Source organism: Picosynechococcus sp. NKBG15041c, assembly GCF_055380235.1.
This window is the reverse complement of the sequence record NZ_AP040363.1, coordinates 1173687-1194711: the sequence shown is the minus strand read 5'-3', so window position 1 is coordinate 1194711 and position 21025 is coordinate 1173687. Positions and strand designations below refer to the sequence as shown.

Here is a 21025-nt window from a genome sequence, read left to right as displayed (position 1 = left end):
CGGCTTACATTCTTTTGAATTATATTGCTGCTCAAGGCGATCGCCTGTCGAGATTTGTTCTCTAAAGGAATTTAGTCTCTAAATCTTTCTGATAAAAAAAGAGATGGAAGGGAGTAACTTCGCATCTCTTAAAGGACTGGGAAAAAACAATTTTTTAGACAGAATTAACGGGTCGGAAAACGATTGTTTTCTAGCATCTGTTGAGCAGTCTCGCTGGGTTGATAGCCATAACCCCACGTTGCGTCCTGAGAATCATCAAGGATCTGTGGCGTAATGATAAAGAGAAGTTCGCGACGGCTATTTTCTCTAGAAGTACTTCTAAACAAGGAACCAATAATAGGAATATCACCAAGAATAGGCACTTTGCTAGTAGTGACGATATCTCGCTCATCAATCGCTCCGGCCAGAACAAGTGTCTGATTGTCGCGAAGTCTTACGGTTCCAGAATTGAGAATACTCTGTCTTTTTAATGTCACTGTATTGTCAATACCGATGCCTGATTCAAACTGCTGCACATCACCAGCTGTTGATATTTCAGAAGTAATATTGAGAGTAACAAATCCATTGTCATCAATACTTTCTACAGTTACAGGGACAATCAACCCTACTTCAGCAAGCTCTGGTTCAGCTAAAAAAGTAGGAGCTGTATTGTCTGTGCCTGAAACGACTTCGACATTCACGCTATTAATGATTTGCTCGGTAATTCTCAACTCTCCTGTTTGACTTTCTTGAATAATCAATGTTGGGTCTGCAATGATTTTTGCAGTTCCTTGTTCTATAAGCCCTGCAATCAGTGATCCTGCTAGATTTGTTCTTCTATCTCTGATATCTGGATTTCCTTGAGTTCCTCCTGGTACTTGAAGCAGAGAATTTCCAGGTCCTGAGCTATCTATAATTGTTCCAAGGCCAAGGGCCCGCTCTAAAGTGCCAGTTCCTAAAATTTGTCTTGCTTCACCGTTAGGCGACAAAATAATACCGGTTTCTGCATCGAAGCCAACTCGGTCATCAAGCAAAAGTTTAATATCTGAGGCTATCGAACGATTACCTTCCAAAGTAACATCAATAATTTTGACGTTGACTGCAACCTGACGACGCCGAGCATCTAGTTGTTGTAGAAAATTACTAGCAACTTCGATTGTTCTCGGATCACCACTCAATGTGAGTGCATTGAGTCGAGCATCTGTAAGAATATCGAGGGTATTGAATTGAGAAAAAAGCCCTCTAGCAACTTCAGATTCTGTTGGTGTTCTCGCACAAGTTCTCTCTACTTGTCGGGAAGTAGCAGTACTTTGAGTTCGAGAAGTAGGTACACTGCTACCTTCCGCATCCAAAGAAAATGCTGCTTCGGATGTTTCTATTTCACGTGATTCGTTAATGACTTCAGAAACACTAGAATCACCAGTCAACAAGAAACATCTCGCTTCTTCAGGAGTAGCCTGATTTAACCGGAAACTACGGGTAATCCTCGGCGCAACAGCATAGGGTAATTGTCTGCCTACAAAAATCGTGTTGCCATTTCTGACTGCATTTAGATTCCCCAACATCAAGACATAATTAAATACATCCTGGACTGGAGCATTTTCCATATCCAAGGTAACAACTGGCGGTAGCTCTCCCTCTGCAACGGTTCTAACGTCACCGCCTACAACGATATTTAAACCAGAAGAACGCGCCAAGAGAGACATCACATCTTCAATGGGCGCATCTTTCAAGACCAAGCGAGGCACTACAGCATTGGTTTGTAGATTGACATAGTTGCCTGCTGTCGAGTCAATGGTCGAAACTGAAATATCACCCACTGGCGGCGCACTCGCCCTGGGCAAAAATGGTGGCACAGGGGATGTGGGCTGCAAGAGATTATTATTTTGATTGTTTGGATTATTCTGGGCCAACATCGGTGGCTCAATAATTCTTGTTGTGACTTGGGGCTGAGACGTCTGGGCTGTTTCGGTGGGGGCGATCGCCGCAACATTCAATAAAATACTGTCCCCATCCTGGCTGAGCAGTTCCCCTGTCGGTGCTCCCTCTGAGCCCAGGGCCACAATCCGCACATTACCAGGGGTCGGCTCCGTGATCTCTAGGCGTTCAATCCCAGGTAGTGGATTATCCTGCGTGAATATCTTTTGACCATTTGCAAGATCTAAGTTTGCATTGGCAATTTCCGTGATCAGTGTGCGATCGCGCTGGGTCGTCGAAACCGAGGGCGGGCTCAGAATGTCACCATCATTGTCCGTAAAGTTCAACTCCAGCTCTAGGCCGCCATTTCCCGGTCGTACCTCAAGGCCTTGCACTTGAACATTCGCTGCTTGGGCCGGAGCGGCCAACACCGTAGAAGCAACAACACTAGCGATGACACCAGAATAAGACTTAATATTCACGACAAAAAATCTCCACACACACTAATTAAATGTAATCGAAAAACGAAGATCTGACTCGATGATAAGTAACAATGATTTTAGAAATAGATCCTAAAAGCTTAAAAAGATAGCCACTAAGTTTTGTTAACTCAAAAAAAGCAAAATTTCACTGGCTCAAATGTTTAATTCCCCTCAGCCGGAGCCTCTTCTGCTGGCGGTGCTTCACCCTCTGCTGGTTGACCTTCTTGGCTTGCTGCGGCCGCCTCTGCCGCCAACTCTTCTTGGCGCTGGGCTAATTCCTCCGGCGTCGGGGCAATCAATGCATCAACCACGAAACTAACATTTAAGCGTGGGGGAGCTAATGTTACCAAACGGCCATTTTCAAAACGAAATCTTGCTGGTTCTGAAGTGGTGGTTGAAAAATTTCGCATCACTAACAGGGGCTGCAACAGGTCGAGGTTACTCAACATCGACTCCGCCTCTGGGTAGGTCATATTCGCAAAGCTGACATTAAACGTCTGGTATTTCAACTTATTGACCGCCGCTTCCCCATAGGCGGCGGCATCGGTGATGAATTCTGGCTTGGGCGGCGTCGGCTCGTAGGTAGTAAGCTGCACATTGCTTGCGGTCAACACCCGGTTAAAGTCCAGCAAAAATGTTTCCATTTGCTTATCCTGACCGTAGGCATTGAAAATGTCCGACGCAATTCGTGCTTCATTTTGTCGCTCCACTTCTAATTGGGCGATTTGTGATTCGAGATTGCCACTGCCTTTTTGGGCGAGCTCTGCTTCTTTTTCCCGCAAGGTTACCGTGAGCGTGTCTACTTCTCCTTGGATGGGTTTGACGAGAAACCACCAGAGGCCACCACTAAGACCAATGCCGGCGATCGCAATCATCACCCCCACAATCTTTGAGGTGAACTGAACACCAAAAGCCTCAAAAAAGCCCTGTTCTTGACCAACCATGGTCATTTCCGTCATCGTCTGCCGGAACTCTTCTGCGTATGTCATCGATTGTTACTCCTCCTCACCGTATGTATGTACATTGTTTAGATCTCACCCCAACAAAACCCTAAAAACTACTCCGTAATCGCTCGGCCATCCCCCTTGCTCCTTGGGCTTCTAGGGTCTGGATTACCTCTGCATCCGTTAGATCACGCAGGGAAACAGACACGGTATATTCCACCACCTGGGGCAGACTAAAGGAAGCCACAGGCCGAGGAAATTCTACCTGTTCTGCGGTGACCGGATTGTCCACCAGGTTGGCGTTGACGATATAAATTTCTTCCCCCTGGAGTAAGGGAGATTCCGGCAGATTGAGGACGAAATCATTGACCTCGGTAAAGGTCCGAGCCGTGCCTCGCACTAAAACTTGATTTTCTGTCTGCTCAAAGGAAGCAATGCGCAAACCCGCAGGGGTCAGATCGCCGATTTCCCGTAAAACTGCCGCCCAAGGTTTAATGCGTGTCTGGAGAACCTCAACAAAAACTTGACTCTGGCCTCTAAATGTGTCAATTTCCTGTTGGATTTGCTGTAGCCGTGCTTGCTGGGCATTGGCTCCCTGGAGCTGTTGGTCAATGACGGCAATTTCTTCTTGTACCCGGGCCTTATCTTGGTTGCCTAACAAAGACAAAAAGCCCACGACTCCCAGGGCAACGGCTGCAACTGCGCCCCCGATAATCAAAGGCCCTGGCTCTTGCCCCGGAACAGTCCCTGGTTTGCCGCTAATTCGTCCGGCGATCGCCCCTGGTGCTTCTTTTGTTAAACCCCGGTCTTTTAGAAAATTAATATCTAAGCCGTACATCGCCTATACCTCCCGTAATCCCAAACCCAGTACTGTACCCAGGGCCGGACGCTGCACCTGAGAAATTTCTTGATCCACCTCGATTGACAACGCCTCAAACGGATCAATCTGAATCGTCGGAATACTCAAGCGCTGGGTGAAAAATTCGTCTAACTGGCTAATTCCACCGCCAGGCCCCGCCAGCATTAACTGGGCCACCTCCAATTCATTACTCTGGTTGAGATAAAAATCAATGGAGCGGCGTAACTCATCGGCCAGTTCCCCCAATACCCGTAATAGCGCTGCCATGCCTGGATTAATTCCCGTTGCCCCTGTACGCGCCCCTTCCATGGGGGTATTCGGGATCGTCATCCCCTGGAGCAACTCGATATCGCGGGGAGCGGGTAAATTCATCGCCCGAGAGAGGGCATTTTGTAGTTGGGAAGCACCGATCTGCACCGTCCGAGAAAACTGAGGCACCCCGTCAACGACGATCGCAATTTCAGTACAGTCGAATTCAATATCTACCAAGACCACCGCTTCCTGGGAGCTGAATTGCCGGAGCTGCTCGCGGATTGTCCGCAGGAGAGCAAAACTATTTATTTCGAGAATGTTGATTTCGAGGCCAGCCTGAACAATGGTTTCCACATAGGTATCTGTCACTTCTCGTCGGGTTGCCACAAGGAGCACTTGCACCTTATCGATGCCATCCTCATCCTGAAAAAAGCCTAATTTTTGGTAATCCAGATCTACTTCTTCACGGGGGTAGGGGAGATAAAGACTGGCCTCGTGATTGAGCACCATGTCTCGCAGTTCTGCTTCATCGAGTTCTGCGGGGATCGGAATGAGACGAATAATCGCTTCCCGCATGGGTACTGCCGCCGTTACCTGTTTTGCACTGATGTTGTTACTGGCAAGGGTGCTTTGGATCAATTCAGCCAGGGCTGGCACATCAACAATTTTGCCTTCCTCGAAAACGCCCTCGGGGATGGGCTCGCTAATGTAGGTGGAAAGTTTGTAGATTTGCCCCTGTTTTTTAAGCTGGACAATGTTCAATTTTTCCGTGGAGATCTCGATGCCAATCCCTTTTTGTTTGGGTTTGAAAATATTTTGGAGGAAATTCAGCATAGGAAAATGTTCCGAAGTGGTGACCTACGGAGCCATCGGTGTTGACCGCCGCTACCCTGGTTGCTATTAAATCTAGCTCAGTTTGCTAAAAGTGAATAGGAAATGATGCCCAAGGGAGCAATTTTGGCCCAGAAGTAGTCAAGATGGTGGCATGATCTGAACGGTGATGCGATGTGAGCGATCACAATGTATGAATAATTTTGGGAGATAAGTTTCTAATGGTCAAAGGTTTTCGGCGTTTGGGGTGTGGGCTACTTTTGGGGGTGAGCTTGATGGCGATCGCCGCCTGCAGTAGTTCCAGCGGTAATCGCAGCGGTACTGGGGAATCAGTTGAATTTTGGACAATGCAATTGCAACCAAAGTTTACAGATTATTTCAATGACTTAATCACAGCTTTTGAAGCAGAGAATGCCGAAGAAACAGTGCGCTGGGTGGATGTGCCCTGGTCGGCCATGGAAAGTAAGATCCTCACGGCGGTTTCAGCGCGGACTGCCCCCGATGTGGTAAATCTCAACCCAAATTTTGCCTCCCAGTTAGCCAGCCGCAATGCTTGGCTCGTCCTCGACGATCGCCTGACCCCAGAGCTGCGCGATCGCTATCTCCCCAAAATTTGGCAAGCAAATCAGATAGGCGGCCAGACTTTTGGTATTCCCTGGTATCTCACCACCCGCATCAGTTTTTATAATCAAGATTTGTTTACCCAAGCGGGCATTACCAATCCCCCCAGCACCTATGCAGAATTGGCCCAAGTTGCCCAACAGGTGAAGGAACGCACCGGTAAATATGCTTTCTTTGTGACCTTTGTGCCAGGAGATTCTAATGAAGTGCTGGAATCGATGGTGCAGATGGGGGTGACTCTCGTCAATGAAGACGGTTCTGCGGGCTTTGATACCCCCGAGGGCTTAGCGGCTTTTCAGTATTGGGTAGACCTTTACCAGGCTGAACTGTTGCCCCCAGAGGTGCTCACCCAGGGTCATAGCCATGGCATTGAACTCTATCAGGCCGGGGAAACGGCGATCGTCAATACTTCGCCCGAGTTTATTAACACCATTCAGCAGAATGCGCCTCAAATTGCCCAGGTGTCTGTGCCGGCTTCCCAGATCACTGGAGATACCGGCAAGAAAAACGTGGCAGTAATGAACTTAGTCATTCCTAAAGACAGTGATGACCCCGAGGCGGCTTTTAACTTCGCCCTATTCGTTACCAATACTGAAAATCAATTGGCCTTTGCAGAAGCGGCGAACGTACTGCCCTCCACCGCAGAAGCTGTAGAACAGTACATTGCGAAGCTTGCCACCAATGCTGCCACCGATAGTCTTAGTTTGGCTCGTAAAATTAGCGCGGAACAACTGGCCGATGCAGAAATTTTAATCCCGGCCCAGGAGAACCTCACTACGTTACAAAAGCTGATTTACGAAAACCTCCAGGCAGCGATGCTTGGCCAAAAAACCGTCCCCCAAGCGGTAGCTGATGCGGCGGCAGCCTGGAATGCTCTGTAACAATTCTTCTGTGCCTTGGCCCCGACCCACGAAGGGAACAGGAAAAGATCTCTTCTTGAGGGGAGTTAGCGGGTATCCCTGGAGGAGGTCACGGGTTGGCTCCGTAATTGGTGAATAATCCTCCCCTAGCCCCTTCTCTGGAGGGGAACAAGAGAACCTCTCTCCTTGAGGGGTATGGAACTTCGCAGACTTTTGATGAAAGTAAAATCCCAAGGCCCTCTCTGGGAGGAAGACAAGAATTGGGGGAGATAACCTAGATTTCATCGAAAGCGATTACAATTGCGTTTCTGCTAATGCTCATTATTGCTGACAAAAAATATGGAAGTACACTTTCGCGAATTTTCTCCCTTTGACCTCTGGATATGGTTAGAGTTTGACCATGTGCCCTCAGCAACGGAAAAGCAGTATGTAGAAGAATTATTTGATTCTTGGTTTTATATCGGTAAGTTGGGGGGCTTTAATGCCGAAAATCTCCAGATCCAGGAAACAGGGGTCGAAGTTAGTTATCTCACCTATGACGAAGACCAAGCAGACAATGCTCTAATGGCACTGATGCACAATAAGGGAGATTTTGAATATGAAGGGACTTGGGGCCGCTGTTGGTTTGACCTGGGAACCAGCGACCTTATTGCCCTAGATGTATTGGTCAATGCAATTAAGCAATTAAGTAAAGATTTCATCGATCTACGCCGCATTGTGATCGGTGGAGAAAATGAGGATTGGCCCGTTGAACAGGGGGACGAAGATAGTTGGTATGAATAGGCCCCGGATTGTGGCGATCGCCGCCATGACGGTCGATGGAAAAATTGCTGACTATACCGGGTCTGCGGCTCGATTTCCCTCTGCCCAAGATAAGGCTCATCTGGAGCGCTTGATCGCTCAAATGGATGGGGTGCTCTTGGGGGCGAATACACTCCGGGCCTACGGAACGAGTTTACCGATTCGCGATCGCCACCTCCTCGAGCAACGTCAAGACCAACAAAGGCCGCCCCAGCCGACCCATTTTGTCTGCTCACGATCAGGAAATATCCCCCGGGATTTGCCATTTTTCCAGCAGCCAATCCCCCGGGGCTTAGTCACGGCCCAGGAAAACATACTCCAGTGGGAGGGCTTTGCCGGCTTCGGGCAAGTGTTACCCCTCGATCCGATGGGGAGCTGGCGATCGCCCTTAGAAAGGCTTTGGCATCAGGGGTTTAAAACCCTGGGTTTACTAGGGGGCGGCGAATTGATCGCCAGCTTTGGGGAACAGGGCTTTTTGGATGAGTTGTATTTGACGATCTGTCCAATCCTCTTGGGGGGGGCTGCGGCCCCAACTCCCATGGGGGGGAAGGGATTGTTGCAAACGGTGGGCCTCCAGTTAGAGCTCCTCGACCACCAGGCGATCGCCTCAGAGCTATTTCTCCATTACCGGGTTAGACGATAACTGCCATGGCGATTTTAACGGTTGAACAATTGACTCTCCGGCACGGGTTACAAACCATTTTGCAGGACATTAATTTAACCCTGGAGCCAGGCGATCGCCTCCTTATCGTCGGGCCCTCCGGCTCTGGCAAAAGTACCCTGCTCCACTGCCTCAATCGCCTCCAAAACCCGAGTCATGGCAAGTTATTTTTTCAGGGAAAGCCTTATCTTCACTATGATCCCGTTCAACTGCGCCAACAGATTGCCCTCGTTCCCCAGGAAGCACGTTTGTTGGGGATGACTGTGCAAGAGACCTTGTTTTATCCTCTCCGGCTCCGGAACTTGACTGCCCAAGACATCCAAAAACGCTGGCATCATTGGCAGGAAGCCCTGGCGATTCCCCAAGAATGGCTCGATCGCACCGAAGCACTCCTTTCGGGGGGCCAAAAACAATGGGTGGCGATCGCCCGCGCCCTCCTCACAGAGCCTGATATTTTATTACTCGATGAACCCACCTCAGCCCTCGATTTGGGTCGTAGCCAAAACCTGCTTCATCTCTTGGTCAACTACCAAGCCCAACGACAAATCCCCTTGGCGATCGTGACCCATAACTTTGACTTTGCCCAACAACTTGCCACAAAGCTCATTTACCTCGACCGTGGCCAGATCCATTACCAAGCCCATCAACCCGCCATTGCCTGGGCTGACGTTCAACAAACCCTCCGAGCTGCCACTTCTCCCACCGGTGACGCTTGGTGACCTCAGTCACTATCAACCTTGATTGACCAGTTCTCGAATCGGTACCCGAGACTTTAACTTATTGGCCGGACTCGGTCGCCCAGGGGCAGGAGAAATTTCCATCAGGCTGCTGCCATTCCCCAAACCTGCACTAATGCCGTCTAAATTAAACCGATATCCCACATTCCGCACCGTCTGAATTAGATTCGGTTGTCGGGGATCTTGTTCAATTTTTTTCCGGAGAGAAAGTACATGGGTATCAATGGTGCGGGGGTTATCGATCGCATCGGGCCAAGCACGTCGCAGCAGCTCCGAACGGCTGAGGGGTTCCCCATTGGCCTGGGCTAACACATAGAGCAAACTAAACTCTTGGGGAGTCAAATCAATGTACATTCCCCGGAACTGAACTCGCCGCTGTACCAAATCGATCCGCAGTTCTCCATAGTCAAGTTGGAGGGGAGCAGTGGTCGTGCGGATACGTCTCGTCAATGCTTCAACCCGGGCCAAAAGTTCCTGCATACCAAAAGGCTTAGTGAGGTAGTCATCTGCCCCTGCCTTAAGCCCTGTGACAATATCTTTTTCTGTATTTTTTGCAGAAAGAATCAACACAATGGCTTGGGTGTTTTGGCGTAACCAACGGCAAAGCTCAAGGCCATCACCATCGGGCAAATCAGAATCTAACAACACCAAAGCTGGCATATGTTGTTCAAAAATGCGCCGTGATTGGTTGAGGTTGGCTGCTTGATAAATAGCATAGTTAGCTTGCTGTAGATGCCACCCGAGCAGCGATCTGAGATGGGGGTTTCCTTCGATGATGGCAACAGAGATTAAAGTCACGATGATTTGACTTCCTTGCGATGGTTCTTCCCACGTTAACAAAAATAATGTCAACAGATTGTAACCACGGTTACGTCTTAACTGTTTCTTTGGACTCGCTTAATAGTCGTCAATCTTTATTTTAAGATCTATCAAAAAAACGGCTAGATTTTAATGATTGCTTAAACTAAATTTGAAGAAAAAAGTAAAAGAATCAGTTAAGAGAAACGTAATTTTAATTACAAAATATGGAAGATAAAAGGGTAGCGATACTCGGTACTGGGATTACCGAGGATTTTTAAGATTGCCAGAATGGGGAGGACAAAGCTTAGTAAAAGTAGAGGGATTGCTAGCAAAATTGCAACAGGAATCCCAATAACAATCGAGAATAGAAACGCAACAATGCCCCAGCCGACCCAAAGATTGAGATGTAGATTGAGGGATTCTTTTGCGTTAGCTTTGACAACAGGGTCTTCGCTAATCACCAATAATGCAATGGGAATTCCGATAGAGACAAAGGTATAGTTAATGAAAATTGCCCCATGGCAGAGACCGGAAAGAAGTTTTCTTTTGTCAGGATCAAAAGTCATAGCCGTAAAGTTCTTGGGGATCAAGAAAAATAGATTTTCTAAGTTAAGGATCAGTAATTAAAGATGGCCTCGATTAATGGGTGAGGGCCAAGGGTTAGTTATCTAAACGATACACAATTTTGCCATCACTGGCTCGGTTTGTAAGCTGGAGGAATTCTGCTCGCACCAGGTTTTCTAGGTGAGATTCTAAGATGCTTCTCGGTACATCTTCAATTTCGAGGAAGCAATCGAGGAGAGTAACTTCTCCTTTGGCTTGGCAAAGTTTGAGGATGCGTCGTTCTAGGGCTTCTTTGGCAATGTTTTGGTTTCCTGGGGACATGGCCAGGTCTTGGGAAAGGTTAGCGGCGATCGCCTGGTCCCCAATGTTAACGATCACCTGAGGTGTCCCTGGGCGGTTGGTGAGTTGCCGTGATTCGTAACCCATTAAAGTTTTGCTGTTGTATTTTTGGTCAAAATGCTCCTGGGACATACCGACTAGGAAAATAGCCTCCACAAAACCCGCGATAGTGGGAATATATGTCCAGAAAAAGATGGCATAGACAATGCCCCAGCCGATCTCTCCTAGGTAAAATTTATGGACACCAACGCCCCCAAGGAAAAAGGCCAACACTGCGGCTGAAGTTTTTTGTCTCATGCGGGATGCTTGGTTAGATTAGGCAGAACTCTGGCGCTCCTACGGGCGATCGCCATTTCCCCTATTGTAAAAACCCAAACCCAAAATGGCCTTAAAACTGCTGCAAAAAGCGCAGGTCGCTGTTGTATAGGCGACGGATATCATCTAATTTGTGCAGCACCATCGCGAAGCGCTCTACCCCAAGACCGGCTGCAAACCCGGTATACACCTCAGGATCGTAGCCCACTGCCCTGAGGACATTGGGATCTACCATGCCGCAGCCCATTACCTCAAGCCATTTGCCTTGCCATTTCACGTCTACTTCTGCCGAGGGTTCAGTAAAGGGGAAGTAGCTAGCGCGGAAAGTAATCTCTAGGTCTTCGCCAAACATCTGCCGCAAAAATTCCTTGAGGGTGCCTTTGAGATCAGTGAATTTGAGATTTTTATCGATCGCCAAGAGTTCGATCTGGTGAAAAACGGCGGAGTGGGTGGCATCTACGGTATCACGGCGGTACACCCGGCCAGGGGCAACAATTCTCAGGGGTGGCTCATTTTGCTCCATGTGGCGAATTTGTACCGAAGATGTATGGGTACGCAGGAGGCGATCGCCCGGTAGATAAAAGGTGTCTTGCATATCCCGGGCGGGGTGATCAGCGGGGGTATTGAGCGCTTCAAAATTGTAATAATCCGTCTCAATCTGCGGCCCTTCGGCGACGGTGTAGCCCATGCCCACAAAAATATCTAACACCCGGTCAACGGTGCTCTGGAGCGGGTGTATTTTGCCGAGGGGCCGACCAACGCCAGGCATCGTGACATCGAGGGTTTCTGCCTTTAGTTGCGCTTTGATTTTTGCCCTTTGCAACGCGTCAAGCTTACCATCGAGGTCTCCCTGGAGGACTTCTTTGACTTGGTTGGCGATCGCCCCAATTTTTGGCCGCTCCTCTGCTGAAAGCTTCCCCATACCCCGCAAAATCTGCGACAATTGGCCCTTTTTGCCGAGGTAGTTGACCCGCAGTTTCTCCAGACTCTCAAGATCTGCCACGGAGGCGATCGCGTCAGTCGCTTCCTGTTGGAGGGTTTGCAAATCAGATTCGATTTGGGTCAAAGTAGAAGTGGTCATGCCAGAAAGAGTGCGACTAAACTTGTTGCGATGGTTAACGACCCTAACAGTTTAAACCCTCCTTGATGATAAAAGAACGTCAATTTTTACCAGGAACCCATGACACCTGCTGCTCCCCTGAATTTATTAGTCAGTAATGACGATGGCATCTCTGCCCTAGGGATTCGTACCCTCGCCAATACCCTTGCCGCCGCCGGCCATCAAGTGACCGTTGTTTGTCCTGACCGGGAGCGCTCTGCCACAGGTCATGGACTGACCCTCCACCGACCAATCCGCAGCGAAATCGTCGAAGGTATCTTTGACCCCAAGGTCACAGCCTGGGCTTGTTCTGGTACGCCTTCTGACTGCGTCAAGTTCGCTCTCAGTGCCGTCTTAAAAAACCGTCCAGACTTCGTCCTCTCTGGCATCAACCATGGGGCTAACCTGGGAACTGATGTGCTCTATTCGGGGACTGTTTCTGCGGCCATGGAAGGTTTGTTAGAGGGCATCCCTAGTCTTGCCTTTAGCCTGGCAGACTATACCAGCCACAATTTTCAGCCCGCTGCTAATTTTGCTGTGAAGTTTCTCCAGCAACTCCTGGCGAAACAGCACCAATTGGCGATCGCTGGCGTTGGCAAAGGGGCCCCCGTGTTTCTGAACGTCAATGTGCCAAATTTATCCCAGGAAGATATTGCTGGCGTAAAAATCACACGCCAGGGTCTGCGTCGTTACACGGAGCAATTTCAAAAGCGCCAAGATCCGCGCGGCAAAACCTACTACTGGCTCGCAGGGGAAGTGGTCGAGGAACTCCCCCAACCAGATGAGCCAAATATTCCCCTCGATTTTCCGACAGATGTGGAGGCGATCGCCGCTGGCTATATCACCGTTACGCCCCTGCAATATGTGATGAATGACCTCTACCGTATCCAGAGCCTATCCCGGGAAGATTGGCAAGTCTAGGGAATGACGCCATCATTAACGGAGCGGACTTCTTGATTGACAAATGGATCTGTAGAACCGCTCCAGTTAAAGCCGTTAATCGTGAAATTGATTGAGCCGATCTCTAGTACTGGGTTATAACGCAATGAAACACTATGAGTGCGGCGGCTATATTCAAGAAAATAGTCAGTACTAATCGCTTCTTTGCTGTCGAGGTTAATTGCTGTCTGAAACCCGGCCCGGAGAGGCCCATAGATTTGTTGCGTGAGGCCAAATTCGAGGGTGCGTTGGTCAACGGCCCGGTCAAACAAAAAAGGTGATAGTTCGTCACTGAGAAAACTGTTGCTGTAGCTGATATTAAAGCCCGTGTAATCTAGGCTATTGTCTGCAAAGTGACCAAATTGACCCTCCAGGCCAATTCTGCCCCGGAGCACATTTTGGCGATCGCCACTACTGTAACTCGTGCCAACCCCTTGGAAACCGGTCACTAGGGAAATATAGGGCACCACTGGACGCGGACTGTAGCGTAGCCCTTCTAGGCGCGTTGATGGCAATGGCTCGCCACGCCAAAGCGGTAAACGGTGGTCAAGGTTTAGGGCACCTTGGTAGCGAGTGAGACTAATCTCGTCTTGGCTCACTCCTGGTTCGAGAAGTTCTGGTCGGTCGGTATCCGCTTCAATGTTTTGGATACTGGCTTGGAAATCTAACCCAAAGCCGGAATCTCCTAGGCGGTAACGGGGCGATCGCAAGACAATCCCCAGACTTCGTTGGACTCGCTGAAAACCTAGGGAGCCATTAAAGAGGCGATTCCGGTAGTTGAATTCCTGACTCAGACGAAAAGGATTGTCGAGATCACCTAGTTTTTGTTCAAGGCGCAGATTCATTCTGAGGTTATTTTCTAAATCACTCAGCCTCAAACTATCGAGAAAACCCCGTGCTGTGAAAGCCAGTCGGGGGTTGAACCGGTATCTAAAATCACTAGAAAGGGCAAAGACTCCCGGTGACAAGGGTTTTCCGGCATCTTCGTCGTCACGGTTGGCCTCAATCATGTCAGGGAAAAGGGCTTTTTGCAGGAGATATTGGGGGGTCACTCTCCAACGGCCCTGGGCGCTGCGATATGGCGTAAAAGGTCGTTGCAAAAATAAACCGCCTCGATTTTCGTCATCATACCCAAGGGGGAGAAACCCAAATGCCCCCGTTGATGCTTCACCAAACTGGACAGTGCGTGGGAATACTGGGAGCGAAATTGTCTCGTCAATGACGAGCCTCGTTTGGGTGGTGACCAGTTCATCCATTTGATAAGAAGCGGTTTCCGCCACCAACTGTAATTCTGGCGGCGAAAAAGGATCATTAGTAATCCGGACATTCTTGGCTTCCCAGCGATCATCAAAAAATTCCAGTTCATCGGCCCGAAAACGGAGTTGCTCAAGCTCACTGCGGTTGTTTGAGATTTCGCTATTGCCAAAGATAAGCCGATCAATGTCCTGGTTTCTGCCCAGGGTGACCCGTAGAATTTCTTCCCCCACAATATCTGTCGCTGGTTGACTGAGGAGGAGGCGTTCGTTCAGGAGTATTGCCGGATTACGAGTCACACCAAAATTTGTAGGTTGGGGGCTGAGATCTTGGTCTAGGGTCGTCCGAGACACTTCTCCCTCTGCCTGTTGAATGGTGCCTCGATTTTGCACGAAGAAATAAGTAAACTGCTCGCCGCGCAGCAACTGTTGACCACGCCGGAGAGATACATTCCCCGTGGCGATCGCCAATTTACTATCGAGGTTTACCCGCAGTTGATCGGCGCTGAGTACCGCTTCTCGAAATCGCACAATGACATTGCCGGTCGCTGTCACCACCTGGGTTTGCTCATTATATTCCTGGCGATCGCTCAACACTTCAAGGATAGATGGCGGTGCTGCTTCTGGCGCCACATTTTCAAGATCAGCAGCTGTGGTCGCTGATTCAGGCTCCTCGGATGCTTCTGTCATCACCGATGCAGGGTTGTCAGACGCTTCTTCCGGCAGGGGGGCGGAGTCGAGGGAAAACTGCTGTTGCTCACCACTGCGATCTTGGATTTGGATCGCGTCATACTCGGTTTCTTCTGTTAATTCAATTTCTTGGGCAGCGACTCCACCAGGCAATTGGGCGATCGCCGCATCTTGGGTCTGAGCGATTGATGCCTCCGCTACCACAGGGGTCATGGCACAATTCAAGGTACAAAGAACGGCGATCGCAGACATAAAAAAATTCACCCGCAGCGGAGATTACCAGAAATGGGGAGTTTAAAGACCCGGCTATGGCATGAGCGATTTTCAGGATACAACCTAACCACAAAGTCTTCACCTAATATATTTGCTAAAAGTCTGTTCTAAGCGAAAACAGAGCATGGTGGGCAAGGTCGACGCCGGAAAAACTGACAAGTACAATCGTTTCAAAGCATAGCCAGCATCAAGGACATGAAAATGGAGATGTGGTTCCCTTTTAGGCGTTAGGCAATGGCCCTTAATGGAGTACAAACCCCAAGCAATCCAGTATAGTCTTTTAGGATGGAGTTATTGAGGGATCTCGGGGCTCTACCTGTTGCCATCGCCCAAAGCATCAGGGACATTGCCTATGCAGTCGCCATCCGGAGGGGAGTCTTAGGCCATTAGTTCCCATAAATGCTCTATTTTTAACCCGGGAACTGCGGCATGATCAGTGCATTATGCTCGACTCATCCCCAGCACAAATTTTTTTTGGAAGAGGAGAACACCCCCCCTATGGCAAAGCAACCTTGGCAGACCGATGAAAACCATGATCCCCTTGGGGCTCTCTGGGATGAACTGACCGATCCAGAGGTGGCCGAAGCGGAATTTCGGAGTGATTTCTTCCAGGGTTTAGGGGGACGTCGGAAAAAGTCGGCATTTATGTTGAGCCTTGTTTGGGCGATCGCCTTCTTACTCCACAGCGTTAGTTGGGGGGCTACCGCCGTGTTCGGAGCGACGGGACTACTGTTTATTCAAGCAATCCGCCTTATCAGTGCAAAGCCCGATCTAGAGCCCATGCCCCTATCAGAAGCACAATTGGCAACGGCACCGATTGTTTCGCTGATTGCCTCGGCGAAGAATGAAGAGGCAGTGATCGCCCGTCTAGTACATAATCTCTGCCAATTAGATTACCCGACTGAGAAATGTGAAGTCTGGTTAATCGATGATGCCAGTACCGATAGAACGGCCCAAATTCTTGACCAGTTAGCGATGGAATATCCCCAACTCAAGGTCATCCATCGGCTACCCAATGCCGGTGGTGGTAAATCTGGAGCCCTCAACGAAGTCTTGTCTCAAACCCAGGGAGAAATCATTGCCGTTTTTGACGCTGATGCCACAGTGCCGCCGGACTTTTTACATCATGTAGTACCAATGTTTGCTGATGAAACGGTGGGTGCCATTCAGGTGCGCAAGGCGATCGCCAATGAAGCATTAAATTTCTGGACAAAAGGCCAAGCGACCGAAATGATCCTCGATAGCTACTTTCAGCAGCAGCGAATTGCCCTGGGCGGTATCGGTGAACTGCGGGGCAATGGCCAGTTTGTCCGCCGGGCCGCCCTCGATCAATGTGGTGGCTGGAATGAAGAAACCATTACCGATGATCTCGATTTAACCATCCGGCTCCACCTGGATCATTGGAAAATTGGCTTTTTACTTAACCCCGCCGTCAATGAAGAAGGGGTAACCGGGGCGATCGCCCTCTGGCACCAGCGCAGCCGTTGGGCCGAAGGGGGCTATCAGCGCTACCTCGACTACTGGCGCTATTTCTCGAACCAACGTTTAGGGTTTGGCAAAAAAGTCGATTTATTTTCTTTTATCTTGATGCAATATTTGCTTCCCACCGCTGCCATTCCTGATTTTGTGTTTGCAATCCTCCGGGGCCACTTCCCGATTCTCGCGCCCCTAACAGGTTTAGCCCTCTCCCTATCTTTTTGGGCGATGTTACAGGGGAACTTACGTGTCTATAAAAACCAGCCCTGGAGTTGGCAAAAAGTCTTCAAGATTGTTTCTGCCTGCGGTATCACCACGGTTTATATGCTCCATTGGATGGTTGTGATGCCGATTACCACAGCACGGATGTCAGTGCGCCCCAAACAGCTCAAATGGGTTAAAACAACGCACCAAGGGGAAGAAGAAAATCTGGTATCCCAGTCTTAGTTGATATCCCACGCACCGGATGTCACGCTGGATCCGTCACCTCTAGGGCACCCCGGATGATCACCACCGTGCGATTCGTCCCTTTGGCGATCGCCTCAGGAATGTTGCCATGGAGTGCTTGTTGTAGCAGGCTTTCCCGACTAGCACCTAAAATGACTAGATCATAAGTTTCTTCTTTAATCAGACGGATTAAGCTATCGGCAACGTTTTGGGAGCGAATTGGCAGGGGGATAATCGGCATCCCTACCCGGGTACGTAGGGATTGTTTCATTTTTAAGATCAAAGGAAACTGCTGGGGGCACTGTTGGGGCTGATATACCTGACAAAGGCAAATTTGAGAAGGTAGAGCATAACGGTTTACCTCTGGAGAGAGACGCAATAGGGCGGGGACAAACTCCTGGGCCCGCGCCACATTCGGGCCGCCACCAATGGGAAAAAGAGCGCGAATTTTCGCCGGAGAGTCCTGGAGCTTGAGGGGGTGGGCATGGCTGGTTTTAACCAAAATCACATCACAGGGGACTTTCTTAACGAGATATTCCATCACACTGCCAAATAGTTGCCCCCCTTGGAGGCGATCGCCTTGCCAACCGAGAATTAAACCTTCATCTTTACTGGAAATTTCCTGGAGAATGGCGCCGGCCACATCATAGGCCAAGATCACCTGGGTATGGATCGAAATTCCGAGGGTTTCCCCCAGCCGCTCTAGTTTTTCCATCAAATGCCGTTCTGGGTAAGTATTCACATGGGCATCAGTTAGGGGATAAGCGCTGGAAACCTGGACAACATTGAGGCAATACACCATGGCATTTTTTTCCTGGGCAATGGCTGCTGCAAAGGTAATCAGTGCTTCTGCTGTCGTCGGATTGGCGATCGCCACCCAGAGCTTTCGTTGATGATTATCGGTGGTGTGGGTTTGATACACGCAATAGGAAGGCGTCCGCTGGCCCCCACGATAATTTCTCCCTAGGAGCTCCTGGGCCTCGGCACGGATAATATCTGACCGCGTGATAATCCCCCGCAATTCGCCATTGTCAACCACGGGTAAACGAGAGATTTGGTAGCGATTGAGCAGGTACAGCACATCACCGAGGGATGCAGTTGGGGAAACAGTAATCACCCGCCGCTGCATCACTTGGGCCACTGTGAGCTTGTTCCCCTGGGGGGCCATTTGCGCTAAATCTCCCTGGGTAACAACCCCGACAAGTTTCCCTCGATCCAAAACCGGAAATCCCCGGTGGGGTGAAGCGGACAGAATAGGAATCAGATCCGTCAAATATAAATGGCTTTCAAGGGTTTCCACCTCCGGTTGCATGACCTGAGCCGCCGTTAAATTTGTCAAAACCCGGGGGTTTTTTTGCTCTTCTAAATGGATACCGCTCGCCTCAAGGAGATATTCATAGATAGATCCTTTAAAAATGCTTTCTGCCACAATAAAGGCTGTCACCGAAGCAAGCATCAGGGGCAAAACTAAGTTAAAGTCTGTCGTGAGTTCAAAAACAATCACGATCGCCGTCACGGGAACCCGGGCCACTCCCGTAAAAAAAGCCCCCATACCCGCTAGGGCATAGGTATATTGGGTCGCCTCTGGGATCAATGCTTCTGCCCCGCTGCCCACTAAATAGCCAAGGGCTGTACCCAACACTAATGTCGGTGCAAAAAGTCCTCCCGGTGCTCCAGATCCATAGGCAATTAGGCTCAAGAAAAAATGCGCGATAAAGGCGATCGCCATCATCTGCCAGCCCATGTCCGCCGTGAGGAGAAAGTCTCGCAAGCCGGCATTGTCTCGAAAAAAGGTGGGTAAGCAGGAAATCACCATGCCTGAAAGACCACCAGCGATCGCCATCTGCCCCCCTAGACCCCAATGGAGTCGACGGTTAAAGGCCAACACCATCAAAACACCCCGGTTAAACAGAGCGCCTAAGCCCCCGGCCAGTGCCCCCAAGAGCAAATACCAAGGAATTTCGACCAGGTAAAAATTACTCTGGTAGGCGGCTGTCAGCAGTTCCTTGGGTAAATTCAAGTCAGACGTGCCAAACCAACGAGATACGACCGCCCCCGTAAAGGAGGCGACAATTGCCGTTTCGAGGGTCAGGCCAGACATATCTCGCATCAGTTCTTCGACGACGAACAGTACCCCGGCAATAGGAGTATTAAAACCTGCCGCCAGACCCGCCGCTGCCCCCGCCGCAATCATTTGCCGCCGGTGGTTGGGGGTGGTGGGGAGCCACCGACTCAATTGCCCTGCCAGGGCCGCGCCGATGTGGACGCTAGGACCACGGCGACCGAGGGTCAGGCCACCCCCCAACACCAAAATCGTACCGATCGATTTGGTGAGCGCCACCTTCCAGTCCATGGCGATCGGGAACTGGGCCAGGGCAACCTTTACCTGGGGAACCCCGCCCCCCTGAGCTTCTGGAGAAAATTTGTCTAACAGATACCCGGCCAGTCCACCACAGACCACCCCAAATAGGGGCAGAATCAACCAGGCCCCATACTGATTACTTAAGGCGACCCGATAACTTCCCAAAAAGCCGATGCCGCCTTTGAGCACTAGGGCCGATACCCCAGAGATGACACCGATGAGACAAGCTTCAATTAATAAATAATTATTGTTGAGGCTATATTGCCCTAAGGACCGAAAAATCCACCAATTTCGCACAGATGCCATGGCGATCGCCCGTGAGACCCTCCGCAATGTCGAAAAATCTTGAAGTCAGCTCTCTTGTAGCAGGGTAGCATGAACTTCCCCTCCCCTTAACAGGTAATTTTCTGGCCCATTAACAGCTCCCTTGACCCATAAAAAAAGCCTGGTTTACTAATCGTCAGAAAACCAGGCGATCGATGCTATTTTTTGATTTATTGCAGCGACGACCTTTGGGTATCTTTAGCGGGGTAGGGCATATTTAAACTCAGTGGGCCCCTCATAACCGGAAAGCTCCGCTAAGCGGGAGAGAGATTGAGTTCCAGAATAACGTTCGCCATTGATCTCCCAGGTAGGAAATCCTTCTAATCCAGCTGCCGAACAAACTTCTGGCTGGGCGTTGGCCCCATCGGGGGCACATTCGATGTAGTTCACCGCGGCAAAGGCTTCTTTCCCAAACAGTTGCTTTTGGTCATAGCAGTGGGGACACCAGTAAGCGCCGTATTCTTTGGCGCCGATGGCCGTAAGGTGTTCAGCAAGCGCGATTTCAGCGGGGCCGGAAGTGGTGGTTATTTCCCAACCAGTGGGGGGCTGGGGGGCGCGGTTTGGTGCCGGAGTAATGAGCTCTTGGCCCTGGTCATTGAATACCGGAATATTGCTTTGGATGTTGCGTTCAATGCTGTTGTAGAGTCCCAAGGTGCCGAGGGCAGTGATAATACCGACCACAAAGACAGTCAGGAGCACTTCGCCCCAATCATCCCAAAAGCGGCCCAGGAGGGTGAGGATGAGAAATGCGACAGAAAAAGTCGCTGAAGTGATGCAATAGAGACAGACCCCACCAATTTTGGCAAACAGGATATACATCAGATAGCCACTAAAGAGGCTCATGGCCGTGGCGCCAATCAATAAAAAGAGCCAAGTCCAATCTTCGTATTTATTGCGGAGTTTTTTGTTTTCTTCTGGGTCGATCGCCAGGGGGGCAAGGGCAAATCCAGCCATGGCCAGATAGGCGATCGCCCCAAAGAGAGACAAGGGGAGGCCAAAAACAAAGGCATAGGGGCTGGAGAGCACATCACTACAGCCGGTGGTGGCCGCTGTTTCAACGCCACAGGCCACCTCTGAGCCCAGCAATTTAGAGATGGTCAAGTAGCTGGTGAGCAGAAAACCAATGGTGGCGATCGCCCCGATAATTGGGCGAGACCATTGATGAATCCAAGGTTGAGAACGTCGGCGTACCATAGCGC

At 49.9% G+C, this 21025-nt stretch carries 17 protein-coding genes; 6 read left to right on the top strand and 11 right to left on the bottom strand.

Annotated elements, in window-relative coordinates:
• Nucleotides 1-164 precede the first annotated feature (164 nt).
• From ACZ45B_RS05870 to pilM, 4 genes are all read right to left on the bottom strand, one after another.
• Complete coding sequence (locus ACZ45B_RS05870) at nt 165-2378, bottom strand: hypothetical protein (protein WP_024544458.1); 2214 nt, start codon at nt 2376-2378, stop codon at nt 165-167.
• A gap of 161 nt (nt 2379-2539) precedes the next feature.
• Nucleotides 2540-3367: a hypothetical protein gene (locus ACZ45B_RS05865; RefSeq protein WP_024544459.1), complete on the bottom strand. Its 828-nt coding sequence runs from the start codon at nt 3365-3367 to the stop codon at nt 2540-2542.
• 61 nt (nt 3368-3428) lie between these two features.
• Nucleotides 3429-4160 (bottom strand): PilN domain-containing protein, encoded by a 732-nt coding sequence (locus ACZ45B_RS05860; RefSeq protein ID WP_024544460.1) that lies wholly within the window; start codon nt 4158-4160, stop codon nt 3429-3431.
• A gap of 3 nt (nt 4161-4163) precedes the next feature.
• On the bottom strand, nt 4164-5267 hold the full coding sequence (pilM, locus tag ACZ45B_RS05855) for a type IV pilus assembly protein PilM (protein ID WP_024544461.1): 1104 nt from the start codon (nt 5265-5267) through the stop codon (nt 4164-4166).
• A gap of 218 nt (nt 5268-5485) precedes the next feature.
• Between pilM and ACZ45B_RS05850 the strand changes: the two genes are divergently transcribed.
• The 4 genes from ACZ45B_RS05850 (at nt 5486) to ACZ45B_RS05835 (ending at nt 8926) form a co-directional block, all read left to right on the top strand.
• The gene (locus ACZ45B_RS05850; RefSeq protein ID WP_024544462.1) at nt 5486-6766 is read left to right on the top strand and encodes an ABC transporter substrate-binding protein; all 1281 of its coding nucleotides are present in this window, start codon (nt 5486-5488) and stop codon (nt 6764-6766) included.
• A 318-nt stretch (nt 6767-7084) separates the two neighbouring features.
• On the top strand, nt 7085-7528 hold the full coding sequence (locus ACZ45B_RS05845) for a DUF3531 family protein (RefSeq protein ID WP_024544463.1): 444 nt from the start codon (nt 7085-7087) through the stop codon (nt 7526-7528).
• The gene (locus tag ACZ45B_RS05840) at nt 7521-8189 is read left to right on the top strand and encodes a RibD family protein (RefSeq protein WP_024544464.1); all 669 of its coding nucleotides are present in this window, start codon (nt 7521-7523) and stop codon (nt 8187-8189) included. Before ACZ45B_RS05845 ends, ACZ45B_RS05840 begins: the two co-directional genes overlap by 8 nt.
• A gap of 5 nt (nt 8190-8194) precedes the next feature.
• Nucleotides 8195-8926: an ABC transporter ATP-binding protein gene (locus tag ACZ45B_RS05835; protein WP_024544465.1), complete on the top strand. Its 732-nt coding sequence runs from the start codon at nt 8195-8197 to the stop codon at nt 8924-8926.
• A gap of 12 nt (nt 8927-8938) precedes the next feature.
• On the opposite strand, the gene ACZ45B_RS05830 is transcribed toward ACZ45B_RS05835, so the two are convergent.
• The 4 genes from ACZ45B_RS05830 to pheS all read right to left on the bottom strand — a co-directional run bounded on the left by ACZ45B_RS05830 (nt 8939) and on the right by pheS (nt 12044).
• On the bottom strand, nt 8939-9742 hold the full coding sequence (locus ACZ45B_RS05830; RefSeq protein ID WP_024544466.1) for a response regulator transcription factor: 804 nt from the start codon (nt 9740-9742) through the stop codon (nt 8939-8941).
• 218 nt (nt 9743-9960) lie between these two features.
• Nucleotides 9961-10311: a DUF4870 domain-containing protein gene (locus tag ACZ45B_RS05825; protein ID WP_024544467.1), complete on the bottom strand. Its 351-nt coding sequence runs from the start codon at nt 10309-10311 to the stop codon at nt 9961-9963.
• A gap of 94 nt (nt 10312-10405) precedes the next feature.
• Nucleotides 10406-10945 carry a TM2 domain-containing protein gene (locus ACZ45B_RS05820; RefSeq protein WP_024544468.1) on the bottom strand — a complete coding sequence of 180 codons (540 nt, stop codon included), beginning with the start codon at nt 10943-10945 and terminating at the stop codon, nt 10406-10408.
• Between the two features lie 91 nt (nt 10946-11036).
• Nucleotides 11037-12044: a phenylalanine--tRNA ligase subunit alpha gene (gene pheS, locus ACZ45B_RS05815; protein ID WP_024544469.1), complete on the bottom strand. Its 1008-nt coding sequence runs from the start codon at nt 12042-12044 to the stop codon at nt 11037-11039.
• 99 nt (nt 12045-12143) lie between these two features.
• Here pheS and surE point away from each other — a divergent pair, with 99 nt between their 5' ends.
• On the top strand, nt 12144-12983 hold the full coding sequence (surE, locus tag ACZ45B_RS05810) for a 5'/3'-nucleotidase SurE (protein WP_024544470.1): 840 nt from the start codon (nt 12144-12146) through the stop codon (nt 12981-12983).
• Here the strand turns inward: surE and ACZ45B_RS05805 are convergent.
• A complete protein-coding gene (locus tag ACZ45B_RS05805) occupies nt 12980-15196 on the bottom strand; it encodes a DUF3769 domain-containing protein (RefSeq protein ID WP_024544471.1) in 2217 nt (738 codons plus the stop codon). The genes surE and ACZ45B_RS05805 overlap by 4 nt on opposite strands.
• Nucleotides 15197-15715: 519 nt before the next feature.
• Here ACZ45B_RS05805 and ACZ45B_RS05800 point away from each other — a divergent pair.
• Complete coding sequence (locus tag ACZ45B_RS05800) at nt 15716-17140, top strand: glycosyltransferase family 2 protein (RefSeq protein WP_024544472.1); 1425 nt, start codon at nt 15716-15718, stop codon at nt 17138-17140.
• 22 nt (nt 17141-17162) lie between these two features.
• On the opposite strand, the gene ACZ45B_RS05795 is transcribed toward ACZ45B_RS05800, so the two are convergent.
• The gene (locus tag ACZ45B_RS05795; protein WP_029681583.1) at nt 17163-19808 is read right to left on the bottom strand and encodes a chloride channel protein; all 2646 of its coding nucleotides are present in this window, start codon (nt 19806-19808) and stop codon (nt 17163-17165) included.
• 216 nt (nt 19809-20024) lie between these two features.
• Nucleotides 20025-21020: a vitamin K epoxide reductase family protein gene (locus ACZ45B_RS05790; protein ID WP_024544474.1), complete on the bottom strand. Its 996-nt coding sequence runs from the start codon at nt 21018-21020 to the stop codon at nt 20025-20027.
• Nucleotides 21021-21025: the final 5 nt, after the last annotated feature.

Bases quoted from the DNA above. Each gene is read 5' to 3' on its own strand.
- ACZ45B_RS05805 (WP_024544471.1), bottom strand. From the start codon at position 15,196: ATGTCTGCGATCGCCGTTCTTTGTACCTTGAATTGTGCCATGACCCCT.
- ACZ45B_RS05845 (WP_024544463.1), top strand. From the start codon at position 7,085: ATGGAAGTACACTTTCGCGAATTTTCTCCCTTTGACCTCTGGATATGG.
- ACZ45B_RS05865 (WP_024544459.1), bottom strand. From the start codon at position 3,367: ATGACATACGCAGAAGAGTTCCGGCAGACGATGACGGAAATGACCATG.
- ACZ45B_RS05820 (WP_024544468.1), bottom strand. From the start codon at position 10,945: ATGAGACAAAAAACTTCAGCCGCAGTGTTGGCCTTTTTCCTTGGGGGC.
- ACZ45B_RS05795 (WP_029681583.1), bottom strand. From the start codon at position 19,808: ATGGCATCTGTGCGAAATTGGTGGATTTTTCGGTCCTTAGGGCAATAT.
- ACZ45B_RS05800 (WP_024544472.1), top strand. From the start codon at position 15,716: ATGGCAAAGCAACCTTGGCAGACCGATGAAAACCATGATCCCCTTGGG.
- ACZ45B_RS05825 (WP_024544467.1), bottom strand. From the start codon at position 10,311: ATGACTTTTGATCCTGACAAAAGAAAACTTCTTTCCGGTCTCTGCCAT.
- ACZ45B_RS05840 (WP_024544464.1), top strand. From the start codon at position 7,521: ATGAATAGGCCCCGGATTGTGGCGATCGCCGCCATGACGGTCGATGGA.
- pheS (WP_024544469.1), bottom strand. From the start codon at position 12,044: ATGACCACTTCTACTTTGACCCAAATCGAATCTGATTTGCAAACCCTC.
- ACZ45B_RS05835 (WP_024544465.1), top strand. From the start codon at position 8,195: ATGGCGATTTTAACGGTTGAACAATTGACTCTCCGGCACGGGTTACAA.
- ACZ45B_RS05850 (WP_024544462.1), top strand. From the start codon at position 5,486: ATGGTCAAAGGTTTTCGGCGTTTGGGGTGTGGGCTACTTTTGGGGGTG.
- ACZ45B_RS05790 (WP_024544474.1), bottom strand. From the start codon at position 21,020: ATGGTACGCCGACGTTCTCAACCTTGGATTCATCAATGGTCTCGCCCA.
- pilM (WP_024544461.1), bottom strand. From the start codon at position 5,267: ATGCTGAATTTCCTCCAAAATATTTTCAAACCCAAACAAAAAGGGATT.
- ACZ45B_RS05860 (WP_024544460.1), bottom strand. From the start codon at position 4,160: ATGTACGGCTTAGATATTAATTTTCTAAAAGACCGGGGTTTAACAAAA.
- surE (WP_024544470.1), top strand. From the start codon at position 12,144: ATGACACCTGCTGCTCCCCTGAATTTATTAGTCAGTAATGACGATGGC.